Origin of the sequence: Sphingobacterium siyangense (genome assembly GCF_023277505.1) — a bacterium.
In the GTDB taxonomy this organism is placed as follows: Bacteria; Bacteroidota; Bacteroidia; order Sphingobacteriales; family Sphingobacteriaceae; genus Sphingobacterium; species Sphingobacterium siyangense.
Genome location: NZ_CP080574.1, coordinates 1,700,642 through 1,725,853, shown reverse-complemented (window position 1 = coordinate 1,725,853; position 25,212 = coordinate 1,700,642). Strand labels below are relative to the sequence as shown.

The window sequence follows — 25,212 nt, the reverse complement described above, 5'->3', positions numbered from 1 at the left end:
GCAGTATTCTGGCACGTCCCCTATCATTGAGTGTTGTTTAAACCCCATTCTTTCGATTATGCCCGATTTAAGAATCCTAAAACGACAATTTCTACATGCCCTGAAACGCGGAACAGGTGAAGCATACCTGATCGTAAAAGAGCATCAGAAAATTGACTTTTCAAATCAAATTATACAAGGTGCATTAAACATTTTCGCCTATGACGGACAATGTGAAGGCGACCGGGCAGCTTATATTTTTGATATTATTTCTATTTCAAAGCAAAAAGACAAAATCCGTAAAGCCGTCTTGCAGGGTTTGGCAAGGGAACAGGATGACACCTGGAATTTGACACATTTGTTTGCCCTGGCAAAACTTTATGCGCAGCAAAATGACACCGAAGCAAAACAAGCTATTTATGACCGCTTTTTAAACAACCCGATCGCCGGCACTGATTGGGCCGGCGCTTATGAAATACTAGAACTTGACGGACTAAATGGCTTATTTTACGTTGCCGAGAAATTTGGAAAATACATTGAACAACACCCTGACGATTGGCAAGACGATGGCATCATTCGGCATTTTCAAGCAGAACACCAAAACATACAGGTTGCTGAAGAACTTCAAAAGAAAGCCCGGACCAATAAGTTCATACGTCTTTACCTTGACAACATACAACGGACAGAAATAAGCCTGAATACACAGCGAACAAAACCCCAAAAATACAAAGACATCATTGATGAAGTTTTAAATAGTAAAGCCCGTATTTCTTTTGCAAGAATGAGAAAGCTAACAGAAGAAGAGATAAACACTATCGCAAAACATCTTTTGAAAGAAACAGACCAGGCAAAAATTGAATGCCTTTTGGATATTTTTGACTTTCACAAATTTCCTTACCCTAGTCAACTCATTTTAGACTATGCTAAACAAAAGGAAACAGCCAAAAACAGAATAGCTAAAAATGCCATTAAAGCACTCAAACATCTAAAAAGCAAAGCCATTAGAGATTTTGCCGTGGACAAAATACAAACTGCCAAAAATCTGATAGACTATTTGGAATTGCTGATTTCTAATTACAGAAGTGTCGACTCGAAGCTACTGACCGACATCGCCGAAAAGGCAAAAAATGAACACGAAATTGAGCGATTGGCAGGGATATACACAGATATTTTCAATGAAAACAAAACCAAATCCTGTAAAAAACCACTTGAAGTTCTGTATAGCAAAATGAATTGTGCACTTCACCGAAAAGATATCATAGAAGTTCTGCTGCATAACAACGTGCTCTCTGATACGATAGAAAAAGAACTTCACTATGACTGCAACCTGGAAACAAGGATGATCGCTCTTCAAGCTAGGGCACTGCATCCTAGCGAGCGGAATTTCTGATTAAATTCTCCAGCACCTCATTGTTCAAAGCGGTGGAACACCCAGATATTATAATCTTTTATTTTGAAAACAGCTCATCTGTTTCAACAAGTCTATAAATTCCGATATAATCATCAAACTGCAGTACGCACTCAACTGCGATTTAAGATCGATGTCATCACGTCCTCCCTTAAATTTCGGGCGATCGGAATTTTATATTCCCCAACATGTAACTGATTCCCTTCTATGATTGCTATCCTATTCCTATTGACAAGATAGGATCGATGGCAGGCGATAAACTGGTGTGCTGGCAGCGTACTCATCATCTGCTGTAGGCTGCAATAGGTCACTTCCTGCGAATCTATCGTCTGTACGATCACATAGTTACCCATACTCTGCACGAATAGGATATCGTGCAGAAAAATCTTCTTTAACTGTTTGTCCACCTTCAGAAAAATATGCGCATCTGGAGAAGTTGCCAACAGACCTGCAGATGGAGCAGCGTTACTGAGCACATCAAATGCCCGATTGGCCGCCTTAAAGAAGCGTTCGAAGGGCACCGGTTTTAACAGATAATCGACAACGTCCAGCTCATACCCCCGCAATGCATATTTTTCATACGCCGAGACGACGATTATCTTGGGCGGATTGCTCAGGCTCGCTATATAGTCCAAGCCTGATATCTCGGGCATCTCAATATCAAGAAAGATAAGATCAAGGGGATGCAAACGCAGATATTGGCTCAACTCGATCGCATCTTCGCATTCCGCAACAAGTTTTAAAAAATCTATTTTCTCGATGTAGGATGCGATTCCCTTGCGCGCAAAAGGTTCATCGTCCACTATAGCACATCTGATCTCTCTCATAAACAATTATAAATCTAGTATTAACTCAGCAAAAAAATTCCTCGTATCGGCATGCGTATTCAAGGTATGCCGCTGCGGATAGCGCAATGCCAATCTCTTTTTCAGATTGGTAAGTCCCGCCCCCGACTCTGCTACCTCAGCCCGGGGAATTGACGCCTCAACCGCCGCGGCTCCGGATAGGCTATTGGCAATGCTGAAGCATATGTTAGTACCCCGACGCTTGAGACAGATTACGATCTCGTACTGCCCGCGCACATATTTAAAGGCATTTTCTATTAAAGGCTGAAAAAGCAAAGGAAAGATGCTGATGTCTGTCCAATCCACGTCAATGTCTGTGCGCACGGTCAATCTTGCTGTCAACCGCTGCTGCTGAAACGCAATATAAGATTTTAAATATGCAAGTTCCTGCTCCATCGATACCTTTTCATCCACCGTATAAATCTGATAACGTAACAGTTCCGAAAGCTGTTCGACACTTTTTTTTGCCAATGTATTTGATTCATCAATTTGAAAATAGACCGTATTAAGCGCATTAAAGAGAAAATGCGGGTGGTACTGACTTTTCAATAACTGCAATTCGGTATTTAGCTTGTCCGCTTTGATCTGCTCCACATAGATGCGATTGTCGGCCATATTCCTGTCGCTGCGCTCGTTCCGCAAAAACATGTAGTAAAGCAGAAACAAGGGAACATAAATCGCATTAACCAAGATGTAATCAATATAACCATCCCCCATATAGATCCAGCCCAGGCGTTCGGACACGAAGACCGTTGGATTCAATATCCCCATGATTTGTACAACAGCAACGATATACTCTACTGCGACATTTGGTTTGATGGAGGGCTTTGCAGCAAAGATCCTCGCCAGTCTCCGACGCCAAAGCAGTGTTATGACGTAACAAAAAACCACCGAGATAAGCAGTCCAACCGAATGGATCCTAATTCCGCCAGACCAAAATTCATCTTTCTTGGTTATATCTGTCACGACACGAAGAATATTGAAAGAAGCGATTCCCCAGAGTGCCGGACCTAGATAGTGTATAGGATTTACGCTTAATTTTGCTATGTTCGCTCTCATGATATCAGTAATTAATCCGGCTATTTTCTTCCAATCGGTCATTGGTACGATCGCTTTTTAGGTTACCTTTCATTCCGCGATGTAATCGGTATGAAAGGTTGATCCCAATAGCTCTACTGTCGTACAACTCCCTGTACTTCCCTTCCATAGCATCACTGCTAAAAATTATTTTAGGCCTGTTGGTCCTGAAAAGGTCATTGGCATAAATATACAAAGTTAATTTATCTTGCAAGATGGTTTTGCGTACGGCAGTATTCATAGACCAGAGGGAAGCCATGGTAGCCTGCCCCTCGGCAGTAGCCCCATTCCAGAAGCCATTGAGCTCGAGACTGAGTTTAAAAGGCAGACTTACCGTATTTCGTACCTGCAAAGAAGGAACCAGCCGCCTGTTGCGATGCACATCAGTTGCCGTCCGCCATTCAAAAGAGGTATAGTTTAGGTTCCCGTTCAGCTGTATGTTCCACTTTTTCAGGGGGGAAATACTCGCTGCATTAAACCGCAACCCCACATTGGATGCGTGCTCCAGATTCATCGGCATAACGACAGTCCGCCTTTGCTCGTCCAGGTTGTAACTCTTGCTGATCGCATTTTGCCGCAGGTTATAGCGCAGCTGCAACGAATAGCTGTTTTTGAACAACCAGGTCAGTTCCGTCGTATGGACAAACTCGGGCTTCAATGCGGAGTTTCCCTTCTCGTACAAATAGGGGTCGTTGACCTCCACAAAAGGGCTCAGGTCTTTGAAATTGGGACGATTGACCCGCCTGTGGTAATTGAGCGAAAGCTTTTGTTCCGCATCCATTGCATAGGTCGCGGTCAGGTTCGGAAACAAATTTTTATAGGATCTCAGCATGGTAAAATCTGTATCCTTATCATGGACGGTCCTGCTCTTAAATGCAGCATCCTCAAATCGTAGCCCCACATCGATTTGGAAGAGGTCCGAAGGGCTAAACCGCGTCTGTATAAATAGCGCTTTCAACTGCTCCGCATGACCGAATGTATTGGTCAGGTCGGCGCGGTCCTGCCAGCTGTTGTCATGAGTTTGCTGATAAAATGAATTGGTACGCATATTAACCTGCGTCAATTTCCCACCAAAAGAGGCCGTCATATTTGGACGGATGTCGAGCATATATTTCGATTGCACGGTCGTAATAGTAACCTTTCCTCCCGTCTCACCGCGGAGTTTTTGCTGCAAGGCCGTTACTGAACCATCAGCACCAAATTTGTCCAGCAGTTGATCTTGGGTTTCGGATTGGTTAAACTGTTGCCGATCAAGATAATTTTCCCATTTGGAGCCAGCGCCAAACTGAACCGTCAAATGGGCTCCGGTACTAAAGTTCCTAAAGGTATGCCCCAACACATTTCCTGTTGCTATGCTGGAGTCCACCTGTGAAGAGCTGTTAAAGAAATTAGAACGAACAGCTTCCTGTTTGGTCCGCTCATGATTGTTGATTAATACATAAGTCCCCATTTTCACGTGATCATTTGGTGCATAATCGAGCGTACCGTTGTAATAATGATTTCGATAATTTCTCTCTCTAACGGCGTCCATATCCAATCGCAATGCATTGCCCCTCTTATCCCCCTCCTTGCTGATATACCTGGTCGAATTAACATCAATTAATTCCGTCCCTTCTCCATAAGAATAGGTATGCGACATCGCCAACTTAGCGGTGTTGGCGGCCACGGCGCTATTTTGGAAGGTTCTGCTGTACTTCCCTTGTTCGGCATTGGTCGATAAAGAAACACTGAGGCCAGGGGCGGTCCTGTTGATCCGTTTCAGATTGATAAAGCGGGCATCACCATTGGCATCCATTGTAGCATCTGGTTGCGTAATAAGTTCGACAACATCGAGCGATGCGGCTGGCATGGAGGCCAAAAAATTGATCAGATTTTCGCCATCCATAAAATTTGTTTTGCCGTCGACCAGCAATTGAATGCCCGCTTGTCCGTTTAAACTGATCTTACCATTTGCTAAAATGCTCACACCAGGCATTCTGCGCAACAGCTCCAGCGCACTACCCGAACAACCGGCGCTGCCTTTAGCGACCTGATAAGTCAGCCTGCCGGGAGCGATTTTAAGGGGATTTACCCGTCCAGACACGTGTACCTCATTCAAGCGTATCGGTTTAATGGTGGTGGTATCCTGCAACGAACAGCCTGTTTCCCCATAAGCGGTACGGCAAGCAAACAGCATTGTGGCCAACTGTAGATAGATTAATTTTCGGATCATTATTCGTATTCTTTAATTTGATACGAATGTATAGGCCTAACAGCGGTTGCCTAAATAATTTATTCGAACGGTATGATTTTCGGGATGAATGACCACAGCTAAGCGCAGAGCCCAGAGGCATCGATACAATAGCAACAATACAAAAACCAAAAAAGCCACATCTCCCGACGTGGCTTAAACTAAACATAAACATATGAACCACCACCTCATCTTGTGGTTTTAACATGCTCTTATTTGATATTCACATTAAATGTAAACGTCGCCTGCACGGTTTTCGTTCCTTCGTACGTATACAGCAGTGCCTGCTTGATGGTATATTTCTTTCCAGCTACCAGAACTCCCGGATATTGACCGATGGAGAACGTTATCGTACTGGCGTTAAATTCCGAAAACAAGCCCGCACTGGCGCCCCAATTGGTGACAGCCCCAGCTGCAGTAAACCAATGCCCGTAACCTGTGGCCGTATTGTTGGGATTTAAACTTCCATTTGGTTCCACGGCATAGAACTTAATTTTCCCGCTGCTCATCAAACCCGCCAGGTCTGCCGAAGATATGGCCAAAGCCTCCCCTAGCTGAGCGGCATTGACGCTTACCTGCGCACCCGAATACCCTGTGGCATCTGCCGGGAAGCTCAGGTCATAATTCAACGCGATATCTTTGGGCTGACTGCTCACCTCATTGTATCCTGTAGCCGTTGTACCCTGAATTTTGATTTCGTAAGGCCATTGCTCATCATTGCTGTCGTCATCATCCCAGGCATGTGGCTGGTAAATAGATGGGGCACCAGCGACAACAAACCAGAGGTTGCTACAATTGGCCGGAACAGTAAACGCTACCGTATTCTCCGTGCCCTCCGTCCTGTCACCATATACCCGCGTGCCGTCTTTCAATAAAGCTACATAGCCATAGCGCCATCCGGCACGGCTGGCATCCACCTGATTGAACCCGGCAGCATTTGGTAGGCCTTTAAAAGCTACCGAAACCTTAGTTCCTGCAGCCGGCAGGTCCAGCGGAATCACATTATAACCCGTAGTACCCGGACAACGATCATAGGCAACGCGAAGACTACCGTTGGATTGCCGCGTAAATTTGGTCGTCAGCTTACCGATATAATTCTTTCCATAATCCCGGATGCTGTTCAGGTCCCAGGTCACAAACCGGGTCGCCGCATCATAGATCTCATTGTTGAATTGTTTCACATCGATAGCCGTTATACGCATATAGGCCTGCACCGGATCTTCGGGTTTTAACGCTTCGCGCCAGATGCGGCCAATCATATCGATCCCATGTTTACTTGTCCAATACCAGTGGATGAAATAGCTGGCATAACGATATTTCTCGTGATGAATATGGCGATGATAATTTTCGGTATAGACGGGAAAATCGGAGCCCGAAAATGCCTGTGCGGGATACGTTTGGTAGGCCTGCCATTGCGCTGTCTGCTCCCAAAACCCATTGCCGCTCGTTCCGCCAAAACCGTAGCGAAATCCATGTCCGCCTTTCAGATCGGCAAATACCTGATATTGAAAACTATGCCCGATCTCGTGGGCAATCACAGCACCTACTGGCTTACAGGTCGCCGGATTGATCCACAATGCGCCGATCGTATCGTCGTACCCCCCACCATAAGCCATCCATTCTGTCGTATAGTGCACAAAAATCATCATTTTATACTTATCCAGATTGGATCGGTTTACTTTACGTTCTGCAAACTTCAGCGTGCCGACGTTCAATGCGTAGAACTGTTCGGCCTTGGCCAAAAGATCATCAATATCGACACGGTATTCTTCAGGGACGGTGTCAGCATTGGGATCATTCTTCCCATAACTTGCACCCCAGAACACGATAAAATGCTCCGACTGACGGCTGCGCGAATAGGACCATTTACTCCCTTTATCGTTATAATCCATCCCTTCAAATTCCTTTGGCTTATAAATCTTCAAAGAATCTGTCCCCACTGTAACGGGCGGCGTGATGACCTCTTCCTCGACCGGAAGTTCAACTTTTTTGCTGCATCCCTGCGAAAGGAATACAAGTGCTGAAACCAGTATCAGCAGGACTTTATGCAATACTATACTTTTCATCATTTGCGCTTTTAATAGGTAGAGATCAACTATGTGTGATGGTCAAAAAACGGAAGCGAACGATGTAGGTACCACTTCTGTAGAATTTGATGGTCGATACCGGATTGAGATTACGCCCCAGCGTAGTCGCTGTCCCCACAATGCGGTAATAAGAAATGGGATCCCCCGACCAAAATTCTGTGCCTACATACGTACCGTTCATGATAGGATACACCAGCCCCGAAACATCTGGATAGCGATACACCAAGCCCGTATCGGTAACTTCCTCCGGATAGTAAGGCGACCAATTTTTGAATGTCGGCCGGTCGCCACGCTTGATGATCTCGCCTTTTTTAGGATTGAAGGGCTTGCCGTTTTTATCTTCCCACTGATATACAATTTTGTTTTCCCCTTCAGCCTGATGTTCTACACTGATCTCGTAATCTGTATACGGCAAAAAATTAGATTCGGCACCGTAGTCCGAACTCGTGCACGACTTAAATAAAATATCTTCCTTCTTGGCACCGATAACATTAAAGTCCAGTATATTATTAAATTTTTTCTGTCCGGCGATATTGCTCACCTCCACATCGATCGTGTACTGCCCCGGCGTCACAAATTGCGTCGCCTGTGTAAAACCCACGCGACCACCGGTCGCATTGAGCATCATCGGCGGATATTTGGCCTTGCCAATCTTCGCTTTCAACAGATCCAGGGTGGTATCCCGCCAGGTGACTTCAGCAAGGTAGGTGGATATCTCATGTTCTTTTGAAAATTCTGTTGAGAGCTCGCCGGTTTCCTTGTTCCGTACCGCAACCAGATTGACGGTCAGCGGGGTTGTGCTTCCATTGGCAACAATGGCATCCGTGTACACCACCGTCCCCTGATTGACTTGCAGATTCTCCACATTATAGCGTATATTTTCACTTAAATAACCTATTTGGTCACTCTTGCAGGAATCCAATAGCAATAGGGATAAACCTGCTAAGCCGATTATAAAACTTCGTTTTTTCATCTGTTTTATTTTTTCATTTGTGATGAAGCTATCCGGTTGATCCGGCACTGCCGCGGAATCAATCCAGCTAGTTTCAAAATTTATTTGATCTTAATGTTGAATACAAAAACAGCATTCAAATCACCCTTTGTTTTCGACTTGTATACGAGGGATTGGCGGACCGTATAGGTACTACCCACCGTTGTTTGCCCTGGATATTGCAGAATATTGAAGGTCATCGTTGAGGTTGCCAGCTCAGACACAATGCGTGCATCGGTGCCCCATGAACAGGTTTGCCCTTTCGTATCGAACCAGTGCCCGGGGGCGTTGGCAGTGCTGTTTGCATTTAAGCTGCCATCGGGCTGTACAGCATAATACGTAATATCCTTACCCACCAGCGCGGATATTGCGCCGCTCTCCACGCCATAAAAGCGCGCTAAACGTGGCAACAGCAGGTCCACTGTGGTACCTGTATAACCGGCTGCATCATATTTAATACTCAGGTCGTATGTAAAGGTCAGCGTAGAACCGGTTTCCACGATTTTAGGCCCCGTCAGGAAGCGTGGCACAAAATCGCCTATAAACGTATGTGTATTGGCCAATACATTTAGCATGGTTCCTGAAGCCGTTTTAATCCCGGTTGTCTGACAATATATACGCATGTCGGCCTGATCATCTTCTTTGACCGTAACAATACCGTCAGGGCTGATCTGATCCGCCTCGCCACGCACTTTCACATAATATAGATAATAAACGGGCTGCGAAGACCAGGCCGCTTTGGGCTGCTTTTGCCTATGATAGAAAAATCCACCCACATTGGACGCATTGCTGATCGTCGTATACGCTGTACTGGCCGTTTCCAAATTGTAAGGGGCATCGTTGTAGATGTATGCCCTGACCGAATCCACAGGGATTTCGTTGAGAAACTGGTCAAAAGAATACTGTGCATTTTCGTCCACATACTTCACCGAGTCTGCCTTCTGCTTATAATAACGGTTGACCGAATAATCCGAAGGCGCCCAAAAGGTTTTCGCCTTGTTGATTTCGTCTTTGAGTTTAAAATGGTCAATCACCAGCAGCAGGGTATCAAACATCCCATTGGGATGAGCCGCCAGGTAATCGTAAGTAGACAGATTGACTTCGGCTGTATGGAGGCCGTCATCCGTCAGATAAGCTGCTTTCTTGCAACCGATCACGGTCAGTCCAAAAGCCAGCAGCAACGCAAATCGATATAAGGTTTTCATTTTTTTCAGGTTTAGTGGTTTACATATTGACGGTTCCCCAGTATGGTGTCTGATTCAGCAGCGGATTGGTTGACAACAACGATGGGTCAAATGGCCAAAGGTATTTCTTCGCATTAAATTGCGACTGGTTCATTTTGCCTTCCGGAAATTTATAGACATTGAAGTGTTTATACAACCGCACGAGATCGTAATAGCGATGGCCTTCCAGAAAAAGCTCGCGCGCTCTTTCGCTAAAGATGGCCTCGATGAGCGGTTCCTCATTTGTGTAGGCAGGCAGTCCAGCTTGCGTGCGGATTTCATTTAAGATGGTTTCTGCGGAGCTATTTTTACCTGTTGCGGCCAATCCCTCTGCCATAAGCAGCTTAATATCAGAATAGCGAAAGATGATGATGTTATTTTTAAATATCGCATTGGCATTTGACGCATTACTCGAAAACTTAACATTCGCATATTTCGTACACAGCGCATAGTTACCGTTATAAACTATATCAAACACACTTTTAAATCGTTTGTCGTTACTGTCTTTAAAGAGCGTTTTAATATAATCCTGACTGATTCTTAGAATCGGATCTGTTAAAGTCCGAAAATAAGGCCCGGCTAGCGAGAAGTACCCTATCCCCGAGTTTGTACCTTCGTTTTCCCCATTTTGGGAAATCTCAAAAATACCTTCATTGGATTTTCCCTGATAAATACTGCGGTAATTCAGACTGTCCCTTCCCACAAAAGAATATTCGCCGCTTTCCAATACCGATTTAGCCGCCTCGATGCAGTCCGCATATTCGCCGCGCCATGCACTCAGGTGCGCCTGCAGGGCAAGCGCTGCTCCGGTATTTGCACGCAGGGCAAAATCATCTTGGTCAATATTGCTCCATTTCAGTAAAGTCAAAGCTTTAGTTAAATCGGCCTGGCTCTGATCCAGCACATCACTCTCTTTACTTGCCGGGAGATTTACAGCATTGATGGGCACCACAGATTCTGTGATAATCGGCACTGTTCCCCATACCCTCGCCATATAGAAATAGGCAAATGCACGCACAAAGTAAGCTTCGCCGATATAGTAATCCCTGGTCGATACATTGTCAAAGGCATTTTCATCCATCTTAGGGAGCTTTTGGATCACGCGGTTGGCCTGGTCTATGGCCTGATAGAAGACATCATAGCGCCGCAGCTGATACGCGGGCCGCCAGGTTTCCGAAGCCGCTACAGCCGTATTGAGCTGCATATTGACAATCGGATTAAAGTCTGCGTTGGTCGAAGAAGTAATTTCGTCCGTTAGCAAATCGCCATAGGCATAGTAGGCCATCCCATTGCCTTGATTTAGGGCCTTGCGCAGCAGCGCATACATGGCGTTGGTTGCGCTATTGGCATCTTCCTGCGTTTTCCAGAAGTTCTCGTCGGTTGCCGAACTGACAGGCTCAATGTCCAGAAACTTGGAGCAGCCTGAAGCGAGATACATGAAAGCACTCAGCATTAAAAACAATATTTTTCTTTTCATCTCTAACTAATTTTAAGCCACCGTTATCCGATGGAACTGACATGATTAAAAGGTAACATCCAAGCCTATTGTCCATTTCTTCGGGATCGGATATCCGTTGCCCGTTGAATAACCATTGGCTTCCACTGCTTCAGGGTCCGGCACAGAAGACCAGGACTTAACAGCCACATTATCCACGACCCCATAAATGCGGAGCATTTTCAACTTAAGTTTCTTAATCATGGCCTGCGGGAATGTGTAGCTCAGCTGAATATTTTTCAGGCGTACAAAACTGGCATTTTCCACGAAAGTACTATTAGCGATGTGCCAATTGTCTACCGTATTGCGAAACAAAGTAGGGTATTTGGTCTGATCGCCGTCTTTCATCCAGAAGTCGCTGGGTTTAAAATCGCCTGCAATAGCCGAATTGGTACCCCAGGTCGAATAAAGGGCAGATGAACCGGCATCCTGTAATTTATCCGACAGGTAACCATTCCACAAAGAGCGTCCGAAAACAAAGCTCACGAGTGTGGATAGGCTAAAATTCTTGTAAGAAAATTGGTTGATAAAACCGCCCACGAAGTCGGGATTTGGATTTCCCATATCAATTTTATCGTTATAGTCGATCACATAATCCCCATTGACATCCCTTCTGCGCGGATCGCCAGCCTGATAAAGGACCGATCGATTAAAGTGCGCTATTCTTCTTCCCGTCAATGGATCGACAGGCACGTCAGCATTGGTCGCATATACGCCATCCACATCCCATACTTTGAATGGAAAAATAGGCTGGCCTACATTCAGGGCGCGTTGCATCCAGGGTGGTCCCACTTGTATTTCCTTTCCACCGTCAGGCAGGCTGGTCACATAATTTTTATTATAAGCCATATTGAAATTTGTAGTCCACTGGAAAGCAGATCCAGGGGCCATATTTCGGGAGATAATCGTCATTTCCACACCACTGTTTCTCACACTGATAAAATTGTTGGAGACCGTGCTGTATCCCGAAGTAGCGGGCATCGTCAGATCGTATACCAACTCTTTGGAGTCGCGCACATAAAAATCAGCAGTTACCGTAACCCGGTCGTGCAGCAGGTTCATATCGAACCCGGCATTAAACTGCGGTGAACGCTCCCATCGGATCGTCGGTGATGTTGCCGCCGCCGCATAATTAGGAGATACTGTCGGCTTACCGTTATACGAGAGTACCGAACCAGCAATGCCATTTTCCAGCACCGCCCCTGGATAAGATGCGTCAAAAGTCAGTCCTGTGTAGCGCGCATAGTACGAGCCCGGATCACGACCCGTAATACCATAGCTACCCCTTATTTTGAAAAAGGATATCGCGTTTTTGACTCCCTGGAAAAACGGTTCTTCCGAAAGCACCCAGCCTGCAGATATGGATGGGAAAATACCCCAGCGGTTATCCTTGCTGTAGCGCGACGATGCGTCCATCCTATAGCTTGCAGAAAGCAGGTATTTGTCCTTATAATCATAGCCAAAACGACCGAATACCGATACGCGCGAGCGCTCATTGATGGAAGTCGTTGCATAGAGATCAGGCCCGGAAGGGATACCGGTTACGGTTTTCACATAATTTCCATTGTCGTTGTAGCCATACATATAATTTTCATTGGACGTATTGCGTTCAATACCAGTACCCAAAACGGCACTAAAATTATGGGTATTGCGAATGCTCTTGATGTAGTTAAAATAGGTTTCCCATTCCCAGCGCTTATTTTGGTTCACCCAATTCTGTGCAAAGTTTCTATAGCCCGTAAGCAGTTTGGGGCGAAAAAGATCGCGTGTATTATTATTGACATTAAACGAAAACTGCGAGCGCAGGGTCAGCCCATTGATCAGAAATTTCTTCAGTGTCCCCGCGAAGTTTCCATTCAGGCTGAAGGAGTTATCGCGATCCATCAAACCATCGTAGCGCCCCGTATAGATCTGCTGGTCTACATCCGTAAGCTGATAGAAAGAAGAAGGAAATCCCCAGGTGCTAAAGGGATATTTTGTATCGTCACCCGAACCATGTTTCGCTTTAGTAAAACCTGCGAACAAATTTGTTTCAAATTGGAAATTGTCCGTCGGGTTAGCCTGTAACATCAGGCGCGGCGTTAGGTTTTCATTTTCAAAGCCCATCATTACGCCCTGCTCATAATAACGCTGTGCCGAGAAACGGTATAAAAATTTCTCCATGGTGGCACCGATACTCACATTGACATTGTTGATGTTGGCCGACTGCAGAAAAAGCCCCTGCCAATCGGTATTGTTGTTAAAGGCCGGATTTAAACTATCTGTTAACATGGGGCTAATGGATCCATTATTGAACCAGTCGTACGATCCACCCTGATAGAGCAAGTTCATTTTCAGCCTGCGCTCGGCTGCACCAACGGTGATGGGCTTCATTGCCGGACGGCTGGAAACTCCGTTGTAAGCCGAGATCCGTATTTCGGGTTTACCCTGCGCCGGACGTTTGGTTTTGATGATAATGACCCCATTTGCAGCACGGGCACCATAAATAGCCGATGCCGAAGCATCTTTCAGGATATCAACCGATTCGATGTCGTTGGGATTAATGGCCTGCAGAGGACTTGCATTACCGTAAGCCGACCGGATATCACTCACGTCGTAAATAATATTGTCGATCACATATAAGGGCGCCTGCAGTTGGTTGTCTGCTAGCCCCAGGTTGCTCGTTCCACGGATGTTGACAATGTTATTGGTACCGGGTTCGCCCGAAGTACTCAACACCGTCAGACCAGCCACGCGTCCCTGCAGCATGGCATCGAAGGTTGCATAGGGTGTATTTTCAAAATCTTTCCCCTTTACGGTAGCAATAGCTCCTGTCGTCTTCCGCCGCTGCACATCCTGATAGCCCATTACGACCACCTCATCAAGCCCCGTTCCATCTTCCTTCATCGTTATCTGAAGTGTATTTTCGCCGGCACGCAGCTGTTTCTCCTGCCGTACATAACCGACGTAACTAAAAATCAAGGTCGGATTTGCCGATTTAAGCGGTAGGCTGAATTTTCCATCCGCATCTGTTTTGGTGGCATTGCGGATGCCTTTCTCTAAAATACTCAGATCAGACAAAGGTATGCCTTTTTCGTCTTTAACGATCCCCGTGACCGTTCTCTGGTGTTGCGCATATAGCTGTTGACAGACCAACAGCAGCAACATAAAAATACCCGTTAAGCATTTTTTTGGAAGATTTTCATACATAGTCATAATTTCGTTAAGCAGGTGTTCAGTTTAGCATACTGTCAATGACACATCTATCCCTGGGATAAATGAATTCCTTTTGCAAAAAAGGCTGTAACAGCATGTTAAAAAATTGATTAGTTCTTCTTTCTGTAACAAAATTAGTACTTCGGAGTAGCGGTTTTCGGTCAGATCTTACCCACTCATTCTAGCATTTTAACAAAAGAAAAAGAGGCCTATTGGCGAGCTGTAGGATTGCAGCATAGTGCATAAAACAGCAATTCCGTCCAATCCTATCGGGAATATTTTCCCCGTTATGGTTAGACGGAATTGAATCAGAGCCGAAATCGCGCAGGAAATTGAGCGACCTTCTGCCAGATGGGATCAAATAGCCTAAAGTGATTAAAAAGTTTGTTAATCGTATAGATAATTTCGGTAGTTGCGCACATATATTTTGGGCGATATCCCCAATATACTTCGAAACACACGGTTGAAATTGGTGATGCTATTAAAGCCGGCATCATAGGCGATTAAAGAGATCGAGTCGTGCCTACCCAAACCCAATAATTTACAGGCTTCACGGATACGCAGTTCATTTAAATAGGCGACAAAAGTTTTTCCGGTGCAATTCTTAAAATAGCGGCAAAAGGCATGCGGCGTAAGGTTTGCCTTTTCGGCTATTTCATCCAAACTGATATCCTCTTTAAAGTGCTCTTCCAAAAATTTACATAATTTTTCGATTCTGAAAGGTTTGGAGATTTCCCTTTTGGCCAGTTGAACACCAGAAAGCGGCTCCAATTCGGCGAATACTTTGCTGAGTGATTTTAACAGATAAAAGAAATTGACGAGCTGATCCAGAAAGTCGGACTTTTGCAGGATTTCAATATAATAGCATACCTGTCCCTGATGTTTCGGCGGAACCTTAAATCCCCGCTGGCATTTATGCACAAAATCAAGCAGATTACGAAGTTCGGGCATGGTGGCCATGGTAGACAGTGCTCCTTTCGGGCTAAAAAATAGTGAGACAGACCGCACAGATACTCCTGCGATGAAACTTTTAAACACATGGGCCTGGTTTGTTCCCAATAGAAAAATGTCGCCGGGCTGAAACTCATGTACATTATCGTCCACGAGTAGCTGGCCGATACCTTCTTTAATCCAGATTAATTGATATTCCTCATGACGATGCATATACGGATAGAATTTATCCAGTACATCTTCTTGAATATAGATAGATTTATCCTGAGGGGCAGGAACTTTAAATTGAACTGGCTTCATAACAATTTAGATTTAAATAAATGTCAATATGACATTAAATATACAATAGCCAGTTTAGTATTACAAAGCTTAACTAAAAGAGGTTAAAATAAGGTGATAGTTGGTTATAATTTGCACATGAATGCAGCCACTACTAGCTGTTAGCCAGCCCCCAGCTCTTCAGCCAGCGATTGTAAGCCTTGATTAGCTTCTTCAAATCGTTTGAGTTCGACCGCATAAGATTCCGTAACCGTTTCGAGCAAGGCACTTCCCGCGGTAAAGTCAACATAGGCCATCACCGTATCACCACCCCACATCCAGTCAAAAATCAGGGCATACCCCTCCAAAACAAAGCCCTCCAGTTGTTTTAAAAGAGCCAGCATCGGCAATATTTCAAGATAGTTTTCACTAAAGTTCAGTACGGCGAATGTCCAGTGTTGCTTTTCCTCATCGTAATACTCCTTTGCACCATAAAATCGATCCTTGAGCAGATTATCGAAGACTTCACGAATGCGCGCCTGTGAATAACTAGGAATAATTTCCAAAGTTGTTTTGCTGTACATCTGCCGGCTCTCCCACCACTGCGACCAATCTTTGTTCGGGGAAATTGGTTTAGAAGCAAAAAACTCATTCAATCTCGATTTTTCTATTCGAATACTAATATAAAGGCTATCCAGTTCCATAAGATCGTTCTAAAGATATTCTTAACTTCTTTTTTAACGTTACCAGCTCGACAGTTTGATCTTACCATCGCTATCAAAATCCGTATTATCGGTCACCCTTTTGAGGTTCAGCTGCTTTAATGATAGGCCTTCTTTTAGGGGCAAATCGGCAGCTTTCATCCTAAATAATGGATAGGATAATGGCTTTTCGCTCCATTCCAGCACAAAATGATAGCCATCTACGATCTTTTGCTGGTCATCTGTTTTGATGATCAAGATATTGTGGAAGGTTTGCTCCGGCTTGGCCATATCGCTATCTGGTGAGATACCCCTTGCTTTATAGGTGGCGATAAACTTATAATAATGGTACTTGCCATTTATGGGATTAAATACTAATTCGCGGCTGTTGTTTTCTTTGATCAAAGCTGAAAAAGACTGCTCAAAATCATCCAGTAACTTGTAATTAAAATCGGTATTGATCTTATTAGCGACCAATATATAGGTCTTTTCATCTTTACCGGCACTATTTCCCTTCGCTTGGTTTTGTGCAGCGACCGAATAACAAGTGAACCAGCCTAACAATAGGACTATTAAATATCTCATCCTACTAATTTATTAAAATTCAAAGAATATTCCTTAGCTGGCCAGCAATCATTTCATTTTTCGATTTCTAGGTGACACAAGCGGAAAACTTTTACACTGCTCCAATAAATTTTCCAATCGCTTATCATGTATTGGTCAATCGGGAGCCATTATTCTCGCAAATGCCCAATCACTTGTAACCAAATTGCAGCTTTTAGTATCCGGGGTTAGCTATTAACTTATATTTATTAAATTTGTAGCATTACGCATATTATTTCCGTTGGCAATAGTATAGTATCAAAATAAATTATGAAAAGACCTATTTTAACGAAATGCGCAGTTTTATTGATTTTCCTTTAATACGTCTTACTGACCTATTCTATATTATTATGCTGAACATATTTCAAAAAGTAAATAAAGGGCAATGGTTGCTCTTTATCCTACCATTCTTTCTATTTGGGTGCGAAAAAGATGAGCGCGATGGCACAACCTGTGCGCAGAATTGTATTGTACTATCGGGAGTTGTTGTGGATACTCCTGCGAACAAATTATTATCTGATGTAGAAATAGGGATTTCTTTCCAATATTACAGTTCGTTCCTTAAACCATCTATAAGTTTGGGGAAAACAAAGACAGATACCAAAGGCAAATATAGTTTTCGATTTGATGCCAGCAAATACCTATCCCGAGAAGGCTTTTTTATAGTTGGCGTCAAAAAGAATGGTTATTATCTTAATGCATACCATCCAGATTCCTATCAAAGCGTAGCTTATTATGACTTGGACGAGCTCAAATATGATACGCCAACCGATGAACGAATAATGCTTTTTAAAAGGGGTGAAATGGAGTTGCATCTCAAAAATGTCAAGAAGCTCGATTTGAAGATGCTTTCGGTTAGCTATGGTCCAGAGAAATCCAATACTGGTTTTTCTATCGCTCCTGTCCCTCATGATTTGGATACCATCGTTAGGATAACGATTCCTGCCGATATGGAATCTGTATTAAAATGGCAAGGCTATAATGGACCGAACCCCTTACAATTCGACAAGGCCGCCACTGTTAATTCAGAAAAAGGAAGCTTTACACGTTATCAGTTAGATTTCTAGTGAGAATTAGCGCCAATTAAAAAGAGAAAACAATTATAAAATCTATCATCATACATTCAATATGCTTAACAAATTACTTTCCAGGATATTTCTTTCCGTTTTAACTTTATCAGCAACCGGCCTCTATGCGCAGCAAAACAATAGTGGCAGTTATGACATCGAACTTTCTATTACTCCCCTAGCTGAGAGTACTATTGGACCTCGGAAAAGCCTTATGGGAGCCGGTAGCGACGACAGTAAGAATTATATCGCTGGATTGCTCCGCGTAGGCTATCACTATAATGAAACATGGTCTTTTGGTGCAGGTGTGGGCTATTCCCATCAGAACATCACGACAACATCGGCAATAGTCGATCCATCGGTGGAGCGGATGCAATATTCCTCGGAACTTTCTATTTGGGAATTCCCTTTAGATGCCAGGGTAAAATTTTTGAAATATCTCTACGCAAATGCGGGACCGATGTTACACTTCCAGCAGAACGCAAATAGTTATGTAGACAAGCAGCATGGCATAGGTTTCCATATTGGACTAGGCGCAAAGGTTCCATTATCCCAACAGTTTGCTGTCTTGCTGTCGCCTAATTACAAAATGTACTCCCTCATCCCTTTCCAATCGGGAAGAAATTATGATCGCGTGCAGGCTTTGGGAATTACGGTTGGGGTAAATTATAGGATTGTCAAATAATAATCGCTTATGCTTGACGAAACATGCCAGGTCATGACCGTTTTTTTATAACGCTCAAAATCATCCCTTTTCCATTTGGTGATATGGTATCCTTTACAGAGCCTGCAATAGTAGGCTCTGCGGCAAGCCGGTTTTCCCATCCGGTGTTTGATGCGTTTACCATTGGTGACATTTTTGACACGCGAACGTAATTTAAAACAGAACATCGCATACTGTGCCTCTATCCGGGACGGAAATGCCACCTTTCCAGTGGCCCGGCATTTCCAAGTATTGCTTTTCATGCTTTCCATAATCGATCTGTTAAAGGTTATTATTTATTGTATTCTCTTTTTCAATAGGTACCTGCAGCATGACCCAGTCTTTTATCCTGCGGGAAATGGTCGACGAAACCACAAAACTGTCGATAGCACCAAACGGTACATGCAAAATGATCCGAAGCCGCCCGCCCTTTATTTGATAGCAGGCCTTGATCATGTCCAATGGAATCGCGTGATGCCGGTCAATTTTCTGCACAAAGCCCTGGGTATCGCGCACAATTTCGTTCAGGCTACGCTGTTCACAGCCTTTGCTATCTTCCATATCTTCTTTTAGGTATAGCTTAACGATAGGGGTATTATTGGTCTTCTCAAATAGAAATATCCCCAGCTCCGTGTACATAATCTTTTTTGTGAGGTATTTGTTGTTGATCACAAACTCCTCCAGTGCCGGATTTATCGATTTGAGCAGCGTCAGATCGATTTCCTCCACAGCATCTGTTTCCTTGATGGTCTCATCAGCCGATGCCGGATCTATAGTATCATACAAATCAAAAGTTTGTGCTTCAATTTGCGCATCCGCATTGACAGCTATGCTATTCTGCCTTTGTAAAGTACGTTCCAAGCGGATCAGGTACCGTTCCCTTTTCCGATAAATACTCCAATAAAAAAAGGTGATATAGAGCATATTAAAAAGCAGTATACAGACAAAAATCACCAATAAAGGCAGCCATATCCATTCACTTTTAGGTGCTGCAACAGGCTTGAGGATACCAAATAGGGCTACGGTTGGCAGCAGTACACAGAAAAAGAACTGTGTGCCCAGCCGATCGCCCATGTGCAGCAGCCAGCTTTTCTTTTTGTCCAACAGCTTGATCCCCCATCTTATATAAAAGAGTGTCAATGCCGCGATAATTACATTAAATAGATAACTTACAATCAGTGGTCTGCTATCAAACCAACCTGACAGCGCTGTTACCGCACCGATATACCAACAGATGCCGCCAAAAAGAAACGAAGCGATCCACACCCAGATGAAATCTGGATAATATACGTGCATCTCCGTATCTTTAGCATACTTGACCTGTTGGTTACTTTCCATAATGTACTGTTAATTTCAACGATTAACCTTGAACTGATCGATAGATAAATGCAGGCGAGGCTAATGCTTTCCAAAAATCTCCTATTAAAAAAATTTCTATATACTAAATTTAGCCATTAATTCTTTTAAACAGTACCATCAGATCGATAAACCACCCTTTTGTGTCCTGCCAAATACGCAGAAACACACCTTTTTAGCTAATAAACACGTTCTTTATTGTATAAAATGAATGCTTCGTTACAGAAAAAGGGAGTTCGATGCGAAAAACATACGCTTATTGAAATAAAGATAATATTCAAACCAAATAGCATGCGTTATAGGTAATTTTAATTTGATATCAAATCATTGATTTAACAGCCCTGCGTATGAGACCTCCCATGCATTTTTTCAGACGGATCAGCCGAAATCACATCCTGATTTTTATCGCGATCGTGGTGACTGTATATGGATCCTTTTTAGCGTCGGCATTTTACCTAAAGGTTTATAGTATCGGTGTCCTAGTCCTGCTGATTCCTTTTTTGGAAATCCGTAGCCACCATGTGGTGCTCCAGCTTTTTGCTCTATTTTTTATTTGTATTCAGATCTGCAGTATAGCGGTGTATGACCGCTTACCCTATGAACTGCTGCTCAGCTCGCAGCCGCTGAAGCCAGCATTTAAACATGCCTTCCCTATCGCTCTTGGCAGCTGTGCGGTAGCCCATTTAATTTTCTTTAAACGTGCCAACCTGATTACGCTGTACGCCCTCCAATTTCCACTGATGCTCCTTGCCTGTACCTGGTATATCCGGATGAACCTTATTATGAACAATTGCAAACATGTCGATAGCCCCAAAGCAGTCTATATTCAGGCCGAAGTGGTACAGAAATGCCCAGTCTGCTGCGACATACATGAATTATTGGTGTCATTTACGTATGAAGATGAGAAATACCAATTTCCGGTCGAGGTACATCCAAAGACTTTTGAGCAGGCAAAAGAGGGCGGCAAGCTGAACATGACGCTGCATCCGGGTGTATATGGCTGGCCATGGTATCACAAAGAAATGAAAAGGAGGTACAAATGATCACAAGCTTATATCCCCTGATGCTTTTAATAGAGACCTTTGCCCATATCAGCCCTTCCAGCCGAACCAAACAACTGGAAGCCATTGCTTCTGCCTGTACCGAACATTTGAACGACGCCCTGGCCCTCCATCGGCAATATACCCATGCCGATCAGGCGATCCGCGGCATACAGCTCTACCATACGCAGTTACTTCGCCTGCATGAAGTATTATACACCTGCTGCGATCGGTCCATTTCTGAGGAACTCAATGCGCTTCATCGGGTGGAGGAACTACTGGAAAGTGTAGAATTTTTATTTAAGAAAGATATCAATCCTCTGACACCGCTACCGCAGCATCATGAAAAACGCATCAGGCAATATATAGATCTTCACCTCGAAGACAGCTTAGAGAGGTTAAGGCTTAAACAGATTCCCCAAGCTTATCTGGATGAAGTGCATTCCGCCATTGAGAGCCTTTTCCAGCGGGGCAAAATACCCTACCTGCAATATCATCATCAGCACTACCTTGTTCAGCTGATTGATGCACTCAGGCAACTGGCTCAGGACGAGCGTCAGCATAAAAACTGGCCTTCCCGCTTTTTGATCTTGATGATCAATTTTAATTTTAACCATATCGGCTTTTTAAATCGCTGGAAGGAGTTCTACGAAGCTGACCCGGCCGCTACCGACAATCTATTGCGGTATCCGCAGCATTTTTCCGCCATCCCGGGCTTTGCCTATGATCCCAACCGCAGCACGCTGCTCATGCTGATGTGCCAGTATATTGAAATGGAAACGGCAGATGATAAGTCATCCAGTGCTGTTCCCTATCGGTTTATCCATAGCAATCTGAATGGCAAGGAGCTCAAACTCTGGCTACATTTATGTGTGAAGGCCAAAGTCATGCGCTCGTCCGAGAAAAAGGAAGCTGCGGAAGAATTTTCAAAACTCGTTAAAACCAAGGAAGGCATACTGCTTTCGATACACAGCCTCACAAAGATGGATAGAGGCAGCGAATTTCCCGCTGCTGTCCATCTACGCAAAGTATTGAAAACGATGCTGAATGAATTGCACGAAAAATTCCCCGAATTAAATGGATAAAAATACATCCAAATTTTAAAAAGCAGGGGTATTCCCACGTTACCCCTGCGCTAAAAGAATTGATCAGGTTTTAAATCTTGTTTAAAATCATTTCTGTCGGCTATTTTGCTCCGCCATGCCCATAGCAGTTATTTCGTCTCTAATTCCCCGCCCCCATTCATACAGCTATTTAGAAGGGTATTCGCTGGCTCAATATGCCCCATCTACTACCCCTGCAGTCGGCTAAAATCCGATCTATCTTTGTTTTGAAGCGTACGAAAGGTAGAAGTTGACGCTGTAGCAGGCCGCTGTACCCGAGCAGGGCGCACAGGTATGGCGCCCTGTTTTTGGAAAGAAAAAAACAGCGGAGAAAATAATAAGTGACGCTGTACAAATAATTAAAACTATGGAAGCGAGCAAAACCAATACAACGATTTATAAAGTCCTTCGGGCGGTGATGATCCTCTTTTGGGTTTATGTGGGTATTGAAAAACTCTGGCAGCTCAGTGCATTTCATATTGCACTGCAGCAACAACCGGTCATTAGCATCCTTGCGCCAATACTTTTTTGGCTGCTTCCGCTGCTGGAAATTAGCATCGGAGCTTTGCTTGGATTGCCTGCACGCCGCCTACAGCATTGGGGCTGGATAGCATCGACTATCATGATCACCTTATTTTCGATTTATATTGCCCTTGGCGTCCTGGATGTATATGACAAGAAACCGTGTATGTGTACCAGCTTTCTCAGTCATATCTCCTGGACAGCGCATCTGATCTTTAATCTCGTTATTCTTGGTCTATCGCTAGCAGGATTAGTACTCAACCGTAAGGTTTTGCTACACGAGCAAAGCAATTTAAGCAACAAGACTTCTGTCGGCCTCTTTCTCACGGTTATTCTAGCAACAGGAATTGTAAACTATAAAAACGCAGCAATTAAACCAACACATGAAATCTGGTATATGCCAGACAGCATAGACCATGCTCCAGTATATGACAGCGTCAGTAGGCCTATAGTAGGCAGCCTGGCATACAGATACGATCGGTACACAGAACCTTACCGACAACAATTATTTACCAAAAGTTTGCAGGCCAACAACTTTACTCATCAATTATTGGCTTGCAATACAGAAAGGAGGGTAGCATTATGCTAACCAAATTTTTAAACAATTATGGCTACATGATATTAGGCGGAGCCATGATTATCGGATTCTCAGCATTTAAAGGTGCTGAAGCTTATACAGGAAAAAGTTTAGCTCCTGTAACTGTTTATTTTCATGGGACTCCAACAGATCCCACACAGGTAGAAGATTTGTCGCAATGGAGCACATCTCCTAATGGCAAAAGTTGTAATAACCAAGATGAGCTCGCTTGTGCAGTTCAGGTTGATCCAACAGACCTTAACAGTTCTGGAACATCTTTCGACTCGAGCAAAATAGCGATCGAAGCGACATCTACCAGCTCTGGATACATTCCATCGCTGGAGCCGGGGTCTAACCCTATGCAGTTTAATCCGATTAATCGAAATTAGAGATTCGACTTGCATTAATTTAATAGCGGCCCTATACAGGGCCGCTATTATCGTAAATTAACGTGGATTTTGAGGAATTCCTGCTATCCTCACAATATCTGCCGGCAGAGGTAATGCATACCGGTTTTCGTTGGGCACAAGCCTATATTCTTTCCCATCGACTACTCTTTTTAAAACAATCTCCTGCCCTTCCAGATTTAATCGTTTGATATCTATCCACCTCAGCCCTCGATAGACCAGCTCTTTCCGTCTTTCGCTTAATATCACTTTCAGCACCTCCCTCGCCTCCGTCAAAAGATAAGGTTTATAGGTTTCTGCTTTATATCGCGTCGCCAAAAGTTTATTAAGATCTGCTTGCGCTTCCACCAACTTGCCCGCTCGCGCCAGACACTCCGCCCGGATCAGGTATATTTCATCTGTAGCCACGCCGCCAAATAACAGCGCACTTCCTGAGTACTGCCCTTTAAAATTGATTACATTATTTAACACTTTAAAATACGCTTGCTTTCGCAGGTCATTGGAATCATAAGAGCGATAGAGTGCAGAATCGATATTTGAATACGCATTACTCAATATCGTTGCCTTCAGTTCCATATAAAATGTAGTCTCTTTATTGAATAAACTAAAGGGAAAAGAGGCCGTCAACTTCACTTCATTGCTGTTATTATAATCAAGTAGCTCGTTTCGCCCTTGCAAATACAGCTCAACATATTTTAATGCCAGATCATATTGACGCATCGAAAGGTAAGCTCTTGCCAAAACCCCATATACAGCTGGCTTACTTGGCTGTACCACATGATCCGATTCCAATGGCAAAAGTGAAATCGAAGCTTCTAGATCTGTGATCACCTTTCTATAGCTATCATCCACGGAGGCCCGTACGGATTTCACATTAAAATCCGATGTTTCCCGAAGAACAATACCTAGATCCGTCTCAGCGGTATTCTGCTCATAGGCCTTGGCATAGGTCCATAACAAACTGAGATAACTATTGGCACGAAAAAATAGGGCAGCGCCTTTAATACCGTCCCATTTTGCAGCATTCTGTTCATTTCTATCAATTTTATCAAGACGCTCCAGTACGAGATTAGCTATATATACAACATTGTACATGCTCGACCAATCGTTGGAAAAATTATATTGGGAGTCCTCCCAGATATAATCCAGCTTCTCCACATCATTCAATGCTTTGTAATTGCTCTCAGGAATAAAATAATCGTCACAGGCCTTTTCACCACGTGAACAAAAATTATTGTTCATTACACGTACATTGTCCAGAAGTTTCTGTAAGTCATCCAGTTCTTTGGGTACAACCAATTTATTATTGGATTGTACATCTAAATATTTATCACAAGCCCCGAAAATTAGTGTAGCAAAGCCCAGGGTTATACTTATAATTATTGTTTTCATCT

The 25,212-nt window shown here is 43.8% G+C and carries 21 protein-coding genes; 7 read left to right on the top strand and 14 right to left on the bottom strand.

What is annotated here, in order from left to right; all coding sequences use genetic code 11:
* Positions 1-58: 58 nt before the first annotated feature.
* Positions 59-1,369, top strand: a complete 1,311-nt coding sequence (locus tag K2F45_RS07050; protein ID WP_248933242.1) for a hypothetical protein — start codon at positions 59-61, stop codon at positions 1,367-1,369.
* Between the two features lie 131 nt (positions 1,370-1,500).
* On the opposite strand, the gene K2F45_RS07045 is transcribed toward K2F45_RS07050, so the two are convergent.
* The 11 genes from K2F45_RS07045 to K2F45_RS06995 all read right to left on the bottom strand — a co-directional run bounded on the left by K2F45_RS07045 (position 1,501) and on the right by K2F45_RS06995 (position 17,025).
* Positions 1,501-2,214 carry a LytR/AlgR family response regulator transcription factor gene (locus tag K2F45_RS07045; RefSeq protein ID WP_120336724.1) on the bottom strand — a complete coding sequence of 238 codons (714 nt, stop codon included), beginning with the start codon at positions 2,212-2,214 and terminating at the stop codon, positions 1,501-1,503.
* 6 nt (positions 2,215-2,220) lie between these two features.
* Complete coding sequence (locus K2F45_RS07040; RefSeq protein WP_248933241.1) at positions 2,221-3,291, bottom strand: sensor histidine kinase; 1,071 nt, start codon at positions 3,289-3,291, stop codon at positions 2,221-2,223.
* A gap of 4 nt (positions 3,292-3,295) precedes the next feature.
* Complete coding sequence (locus tag K2F45_RS07035) at positions 3,296-5,521, bottom strand: TonB-dependent receptor domain-containing protein (protein WP_248933240.1); 2,226 nt, start codon at positions 5,519-5,521, stop codon at positions 3,296-3,298.
* A gap of 230 nt (positions 5,522-5,751) precedes the next feature.
* On the bottom strand, positions 5,752-7,608 hold the full coding sequence (locus K2F45_RS07030; RefSeq protein WP_248933239.1) for a DUF4859 domain-containing protein: 1,857 nt from the start codon (positions 7,606-7,608) through the stop codon (positions 5,752-5,754).
* Between the two features lie 22 nt (positions 7,609-7,630).
* Entirely contained in the window at positions 7,631-8,599 is a 969-nt protein-coding gene (locus K2F45_RS07025; protein WP_248933238.1) for a hypothetical protein, read from the bottom strand.
* An 80-nt stretch (positions 8,600-8,679) separates the two neighbouring features.
* Positions 8,680-9,822 (bottom strand): DUF4859 domain-containing protein, encoded by a 1,143-nt coding sequence (locus K2F45_RS07020; protein ID WP_075991535.1) that lies wholly within the window; start codon positions 9,820-9,822, stop codon positions 8,680-8,682.
* Positions 9,823-9,841: 19 nt separating this feature from the next.
* On the bottom strand, positions 9,842-11,317 hold the full coding sequence (locus tag K2F45_RS07015; protein ID WP_083663519.1) for a RagB/SusD family nutrient uptake outer membrane protein: 1,476 nt from the start codon (positions 11,315-11,317) through the stop codon (positions 9,842-9,844).
* A gap of 45 nt (positions 11,318-11,362) precedes the next feature.
* Positions 11,363-14,524 (bottom strand): SusC/RagA family TonB-linked outer membrane protein, encoded by a 3,162-nt coding sequence (locus tag K2F45_RS07010; RefSeq protein WP_248933237.1) that lies wholly within the window; start codon positions 14,522-14,524, stop codon positions 11,363-11,365.
* Between the two features lie 393 nt (positions 14,525-14,917).
* A complete protein-coding gene (locus K2F45_RS07005; RefSeq protein WP_112373465.1) occupies positions 14,918-15,781 on the bottom strand; it encodes an AraC family transcriptional regulator in 864 nt (287 codons plus the stop codon).
* A gap of 140 nt (positions 15,782-15,921) precedes the next feature.
* A complete protein-coding gene (locus K2F45_RS07000; RefSeq protein ID WP_248933236.1) occupies positions 15,922-16,443 on the bottom strand; it encodes a hypothetical protein in 522 nt (173 codons plus the stop codon).
* A gap of 39 nt (positions 16,444-16,482) precedes the next feature.
* On the bottom strand, positions 16,483-17,025 hold the full coding sequence (locus tag K2F45_RS06995; protein ID WP_248933235.1) for a hypothetical protein: 543 nt from the start codon (positions 17,023-17,025) through the stop codon (positions 16,483-16,485).
* Positions 17,026-17,393: 368 nt separating this feature from the next.
* Here K2F45_RS06995 and K2F45_RS06990 point away from each other — a divergent pair, with 368 nt between their 5' ends.
* Both K2F45_RS06990 and K2F45_RS06985 read left to right on the top strand, forming a co-directional pair.
* Entirely contained in the window at positions 17,394-18,110 is a 717-nt protein-coding gene (locus K2F45_RS06990) for a hypothetical protein (protein WP_157625958.1), read from the top strand.
* 61 nt (positions 18,111-18,171) lie between these two features.
* Positions 18,172-18,795, top strand: a complete 624-nt coding sequence (locus K2F45_RS06985; protein WP_248933234.1) for an outer membrane beta-barrel protein — start codon at positions 18,172-18,174, stop codon at positions 18,793-18,795.
* Here K2F45_RS06985 and K2F45_RS06980 read toward each other — a convergent pair.
* Positions 18,777-19,085: a hypothetical protein gene (locus K2F45_RS06980; RefSeq protein ID WP_248933233.1), complete on the bottom strand. Its 309-nt coding sequence runs from the start codon at positions 19,083-19,085 to the stop codon at positions 18,777-18,779. The genes K2F45_RS06985 and K2F45_RS06980 overlap by 19 nt on opposite strands.
* A gap of 10 nt (positions 19,086-19,095) precedes the next feature.
* The gene (locus K2F45_RS06975; RefSeq protein ID WP_075991526.1) at positions 19,096-20,151 is read right to left on the bottom strand and encodes a hypothetical protein; all 1,056 of its coding nucleotides are present in this window, start codon (positions 20,149-20,151) and stop codon (positions 19,096-19,098) included.
* Positions 20,152-20,516: 365 nt separating this feature from the next.
* Here K2F45_RS06975 and K2F45_RS06970 point away from each other — a divergent pair, with 365 nt between their 5' ends.
* The 4 genes from K2F45_RS06970 to K2F45_RS06955 all read left to right on the top strand — a co-directional run bounded on the left by K2F45_RS06970 (position 20,517) and on the right by K2F45_RS06955 (position 23,800).
* On the top strand, positions 20,517-21,212 hold the full coding sequence (locus tag K2F45_RS06970) for a hypothetical protein (RefSeq protein ID WP_157625956.1): 696 nt from the start codon (positions 20,517-20,519) through the stop codon (positions 21,210-21,212).
* Positions 21,209-22,294: a hypothetical protein gene (locus K2F45_RS06965; RefSeq protein WP_075991524.1), complete on the top strand. Its 1,086-nt coding sequence runs from the start codon at positions 21,209-21,211 to the stop codon at positions 22,292-22,294. Before K2F45_RS06970 ends, K2F45_RS06965 begins: the two co-directional genes overlap by 4 nt.
* Before the next feature lie 385 nt (positions 22,295-22,679).
* The gene (locus K2F45_RS06960; RefSeq protein WP_248933232.1) at positions 22,680-23,423 is read left to right on the top strand and encodes a MauE/DoxX family redox-associated membrane protein; all 744 of its coding nucleotides are present in this window, start codon (positions 22,680-22,682) and stop codon (positions 23,421-23,423) included.
* The gene (locus K2F45_RS06955) at positions 23,417-23,800 is read left to right on the top strand and encodes a hypothetical protein (RefSeq protein ID WP_182982556.1); all 384 of its coding nucleotides are present in this window, start codon (positions 23,417-23,419) and stop codon (positions 23,798-23,800) included. Before K2F45_RS06960 ends, K2F45_RS06955 begins: the two co-directional genes overlap by 7 nt.
* A gap of 57 nt (positions 23,801-23,857) precedes the next feature.
* Here the strand turns inward: K2F45_RS06955 and K2F45_RS06950 are convergent, their stop codons facing one another.
* Positions 23,858-25,210 carry a RagB/SusD family nutrient uptake outer membrane protein gene (locus tag K2F45_RS06950; RefSeq protein ID WP_248933231.1) on the bottom strand — a complete coding sequence of 451 codons (1,353 nt, stop codon included), beginning with the start codon at positions 25,208-25,210 and terminating at the stop codon, positions 23,858-23,860.
* Positions 25,211-25,212: the final 2 nt, after the last annotated feature.